Source organism: Streptomyces sp. AC627_RSS907, assembly GCF_019049165.1.
The window spans coordinates 1-898 of sequence record NZ_JAGMUE010000720.1; the positions used below are offsets into that span (position 1 = coordinate 1).

Sequence of the window (898 nt, forward strand, 5' to 3'; positions counted from 1 at the left end):
GGTGAGGTGGACGTGCTCGCCACCGCCGACGCGCCCGGGGCGCCAGCGGTCGAAGAGTGGGCCGACTTCCGGCAGACCGCACACGCGCACGCCATCGGACAGTGCCTGCTGGCCCAGCTCGACGAGGCCGAACGGGTCGACCACTTCGCGCGCTACCCGGTACGGGCCCTCACCCCGTACTCGGTGCGTGACGAGGCAGGATTCCACCGCCGGTGCGCCGCGAGACGGCCGCTTCAGCCCGTCTGCGAGCGGGAGGAGTACGCGCTCGGCACGGTCTGCGCGGCCATCCCCCTGATAGCCGGCGAGACGGCGGCGACCTTGGCGGTTTCCACCCCCCTGGCCCGAGCGGAACGACTCCGCCCCGCTGTCGATTCGCTACGCTCCAGAGTCGGAGCGCTTATCGGCTCCCTGTCGTTCTCTATCAGTATCTGAAAACTCACTCCTTGTGATCCGCTGGGTGTTAGCGGACGATGGCGTCAAGAGGGCCAGGTCGGCTGAAACCTGGCCATTCCCACCGACTCGGGGCGGCGAACGATGCGTGACACAGTCCAGGCAGAGGTGACGATGACCTTCCTCGTCTCGGAGGAGCTCTCCTTCCGCATTCCGGTCGATCTCGGCTACGACAAGGCCGATCCTTACGCGGTGCGGTTCACCTTCCACCTTCCCGGCGACGCCCCCGTGAGCTGGGCGTTCGCCCGTGAGTTGCTCCTCGACGGGCTCTGCGGACCCATCGGCGAGGGTGACGTGCACATCTGCCCAACTGGCCCGGACGAACTCTCGGATGTGCTGATCCGGCTCCAAGTCGGCGCCGAGGGAGCCCTGTTCCGGGTCGGCGCGGCCCCGCTGGTGGCCTTCCTGGATCGGACGGACCGACTGGTTCCGTTCGGTTGCGAGGAGG

The 898-nt window shown here is 68.2% G+C and carries 2 protein-coding genes; both read left to right on the plus strand.

Features of this window, described 5'->3' with window-relative positions; all coding sequences use genetic code 11:
* A partial coding sequence (locus KUM32_RS38245; protein WP_217146423.1) for an IclR family transcriptional regulator C-terminal domain-containing protein occupies positions 1–432 on the plus strand: 432 nt, incomplete at its 5' end.
* Positions 433–534: 102 nt separating this feature from the next.
* On the plus strand, positions 535–898 hold a 364-nt coding region (locus tag KUM32_RS38250; RefSeq protein ID WP_217146424.1), incomplete at its 3' end, for an SsgA family sporulation/cell division regulator.